Genomic DNA, 3263 nt, shown 5'->3' with positions numbered 1-3263 from the left:
ATATCGGAGATCATCCGCCGCAAGCCGCGCCTGGTGGTGATCTCCGAATTTTCCATCGGCAATCTGACCCGCGATCTGCCCGCCGCCGAACGCACCGCCGAAGTAGCGCGCTGGCAGGCCGGCCTGCGCTCGACCTTGCAGGCCTTCAGCCGGGCCGGTGTCGAGACGGCAGTCATCCGCGACACGCCGATCAACGCCAGCTTCGCCGGCTCCTGCGTGGCGCGCACCCTGTGGTGGCGCGAGGCACCCTCGCCGCACTGCGACACGCCAAGGGCCGAAGCCGCCAACGACAGCACCGCCGCCACCGAGCGCGCCGTGGTGACCAGCGTGCCCGACACCCGCTACATCGACCTCACCAACCAATTCTGCGGCCCGACCACCTGCCACGTCGTCATATCAGGCCAGCTGGCGTTTCGTGACAGGCACCATCTGGCGACAGGCTTTGCCGAGACACTGGCGGGGCCATTGGAGAGGGCCTTGTTTTAGGCGCCTGGGCATCTGCGCCCCGGTCTGCATTGTTCGTCACATCTTACGAATCTGTGGAACGAGGCTGCAACTCGGCAGTTATATTAGCCTAACCTTGAAAAGGAGGCAGCTATGAAAAAGCTCCTGCTTGTTTCGGTTATCGCCATTGCTTCGGCGGCGGCGATGATCGCCCCCGCCGACGCCCGCAGCCGTATCAGTATCGGCATTGGCGGCTATGCAGACGATTATTACGGCGACGATTATTACAATGGTTATGACTATGGCGATCGCTACTATCGCCCTTATTACCAGTACGACGCCTATGACAACGGCTACAGGCCGCGCTATTACCACCGTCACCACCGTTGCCACATCGCACTGGTCAAGCATTGGCGCCATCACCACAGGATCGTCGAGGAAATCCGCGTCTGCCGATGATCTGATCCTGTGAAAAATGATCCGGCCGGCGCCGCCGGCCGGATATTTGCGCCGCTCACCCCACCCGCCTCCTCATCATCATCCCGTAATGCACTGCCAACAGATCCAGCCCCACCTTCAGCAGCTTCGTCACCACGTTCCGGCCCTCGCCGGTCTGCTCGGACAGGCGCTTGAGGGAACCGTCCGCGCAGCAGACTTGTCGTACCACGGCGGCCACCTCCCAATGGCCTAACGCTCTTGTGGCGGCGGCATAGGCCCTGCCGGCGTCGAGAACGCTGTCGGCGATGCCGCCGCCCTCGCGGCCGCCGTCGATGCGCTCGGTCCAGCGCATCGGCTTGACATCAGCCTGCTGACTGCAGCGGAAATCCTCGCGGTAGCGCAGGCCTGCCTCGCGCTGCTGGCGCGACAGCGAAGTGATGCCGACGAGCGCATCGATGGCGCGCAGCCGCACGATGCCGCCGGTCGCGGCGTAGCCGTCATTCGACACTTCGTAGACACGCGCAGCCTCCAGCGTGCCCGCTGCCAGCCGCTTGCGGCCGAAGGCGTCATCCCTGAGCGCGAAATCATGGCCGATCTCGCGGCGTATGCGCACCTGCTCGGCCTCGCCCTTCGGCAATTTCGGCGCCTGCGGTTTTGCGGGTCTGGTCTTTTTGCTCATGGGAGGCTCCTGGTTGGGATGGGTGGTGGAGGCCGGCAAGTGGCGATCCTTCGCGCGCCCTCGGCCCTGCCGGGCATCTCCCCACGCGGTGGCAGAGCGGAGCGGAGCGCTGCTCGGTTGGCCTTCAATGAACCGTAGGTCGTCGCCTCTTCGCCGCCGCGCCAGCATCCCTGCCGTCCGGCATCCAGGCTGATGGAACCGGCGCGAGTTTTCGACGTTATGTCGCGTCCATGCCAAGGGGAGGTTCGCCGATGACAGCCTTCATGCCGGTTACCGTGCGCTTTTGCGACAACAAAACCATGCTGGTCAGTTCGGTGGCCGGAGCCGCCGAGGCACTGCGCCACCAATGGCCCGACAAGACAGCGCCTGGCTATCTCGAGGCTTCCCGGCTGGTTACGCTCGCCGTGGACGGCATCTGCTGCCAGCGCATCGCGTTCGACGCCTTCACCAGGGCGGCCAAGCAGCAGAACATACTGGTCGACAGGCCCAAAAGCCGCGCCCATGACTGGCTGGATGCGGTGGCTAGCCCGTGAGGAGCGGGCGCCGCCCGAAAAATTGATGCAACCGGCCCCCAGCGGGGCGCGTTTATGGGTGCGGTAGCTGGAGCCGCGCGCAAAGCGAAGGTGAACGCCGTGGGTACGATGAAAACCGGAGTGCCGCTCAAAGTGCGGGTGGAAGATGAGATCGAAGAGATCGAAAGCGTCAGCGAAGCCGCCGATTTTCTCCAGCGCTGGCCGCTGGAGCGGCGCGGTCATGTCTACCGCAGCGCGTTGAACGCCTGCAGCGCGGCGATTGCCGCCCAGATTTCCGAAGCCGACGCCATGAAGGTGTTTACCGGCTTTGCCCGGGTGACTGGCATATTGGTCGGCGAGGGCAACCCGCCGATGGCGATGGACGCAAGGAGCATGCAGAGCCGCACGCCCAAGCAAGGCCGGCAGATGCCGAAATAGGGCTTTGCTTCTTTCTCCCCGTTTACGGGGGTGAGGTGTGATCCGAGCAGCGGACGAAAAGCCAATTGCTTGGCTTTTCGAACAGCGAACGCCCGGCAGGGCAATGAGGGGCGGCGCCAGCGCTTCGGTAAGTGGCATCTGAATCGGATGCTTGAATTTCATGTCAGCTTCCATCCTGCCTCGTCAGCGCTGCCCCCCATCCGCCTGCCGGCACCTTCTCCCCGTGAACGGGGGAGCAGAGATCAAACCTCACCCCGTCGCAACAAATACGCGGCGCTGGAAGCGCGCCTGGTGGTAGGTACAATAGCTTTTCAGCGCCCCGGTGCGCATGCCGCAGCACAGCATGTCGGCACCTGGGCGGCTGCCTGGCGCCCCCTCTTCGGCAATAGAAATGTCCGGATCCCCCTCCACCGTCAGATCCAGCGGCGCACGGCAGCGTGAAAACAGGCAATCGATGAAGCGCATCGCCACGCCATGCGGCTGCCGGCCGATGGCCGCGCGCGGCGGCGCCGGCGCCTCCAGGCGATAGGCCACGCCGTCGGTGATCAGCACGCCCACCTCGCGCACGAACGAATGCGCGCGCCTGGGCCGGGCCACTTCACGCGCATGGATGTCCTTGGCGGCAAGCACGCCCTCCATCTTGCCGACGACAGGCGTCGATTTCGCCGACGCGCCACTCGCCCGCTTGCTTCCAGCGCGCTTGCCCACGGCCTGCCTGGATCGCGGCAGCGGCCCCTTGCCATTGGCAAAGC

6 protein-coding genes are annotated in these 3263 nt (G+C 64.8%); 4 read left to right on the top strand and 2 right to left on the bottom strand.

Features of this window, described 5'->3' with window-relative positions; all coding sequences use genetic code 11:
* Window positions 1–486 (top strand): SGNH hydrolase domain-containing protein (locus EN991_RS29025; RefSeq protein WP_281058819.1); only part of this gene is annotated, 486 nt, incomplete at its 5' end.
* Between the two features lie 111 nt (window positions 487–597).
* A complete protein-coding gene (locus EN991_RS29020) occupies window positions 598–903 on the top strand; it encodes a hypothetical protein (RefSeq protein ID WP_027160843.1) in 306 nt (101 codons plus the stop codon).
* Between the two features lie 55 nt (window positions 904–958).
* Here EN991_RS29020 and EN991_RS29015 read toward each other — a convergent pair whose 3' ends face one another.
* Window positions 959–1561 (bottom strand): DUF6456 domain-containing protein, encoded by a 603-nt coding sequence (locus EN991_RS29015; RefSeq protein WP_127370037.1) that lies wholly within the window; start codon window positions 1559–1561, stop codon window positions 959–961.
* 251 nt (window positions 1562–1812) lie between these two features.
* Between EN991_RS29015 and EN991_RS29010 the strand changes: the two genes are divergently transcribed.
* Window positions 1813–2094, top strand: a complete 282-nt coding sequence (locus EN991_RS29010; RefSeq protein WP_013530587.1) for a DUF982 domain-containing protein — start codon at window positions 1813–1815, stop codon at window positions 2092–2094.
* A 108-nt stretch (window positions 2095–2202) separates the two neighbouring features.
* On the top strand, window positions 2203–2511 hold the full coding sequence (locus EN991_RS29005; protein WP_032898671.1) for a DUF982 domain-containing protein: 309 nt from the start codon (window positions 2203–2205) through the stop codon (window positions 2509–2511).
* Window positions 2512–2760: 249 nt separating this feature from the next.
* On the opposite strand, the gene EN991_RS29000 is transcribed toward EN991_RS29005, so the two are convergent.
* A partial coding sequence (locus EN991_RS29000) for a GcrA cell cycle regulator (RefSeq protein WP_127370036.1) occupies window positions 2761–3263 on the bottom strand: 503 nt, incomplete at its 5' end.

Origin of the sequence: Mesorhizobium sp. M7A.F.Ca.US.005.03.2.1 (assembly GCF_003997795.1) — a bacterium.
Lineage (GTDB): Bacteria > Pseudomonadota > Alphaproteobacteria > Rhizobiales > Rhizobiaceae > Mesorhizobium > Mesorhizobium ciceri.
Note: the sequence above shows the minus strand (reverse complement) of the source record. Positions and strands in the feature narration are given on the sequence as shown.

Excerpts from the sequence above, each read along its gene's own strand:
- EN991_RS29005 (WP_032898671.1), top strand. The coding sequence starts at position 2,203 with ATGAAAACCGGAGTGCCGCTCAAAGTGCGGGTGGAAGATGAGATCGAA.
- EN991_RS29015 (WP_127370037.1), bottom strand. The coding sequence starts at position 1,561 with ATGAGCAAAAAGACCAGACCCGCAAAACCGCAGGCGCCGAAATTGCCG.
- EN991_RS29010 (WP_013530587.1), top strand. The coding sequence starts at position 1,813 with ATGACAGCCTTCATGCCGGTTACCGTGCGCTTTTGCGACAACAAAACC.
- EN991_RS29020 (WP_027160843.1), top strand. The coding sequence starts at position 598 with ATGAAAAAGCTCCTGCTTGTTTCGGTTATCGCCATTGCTTCGGCGGCG.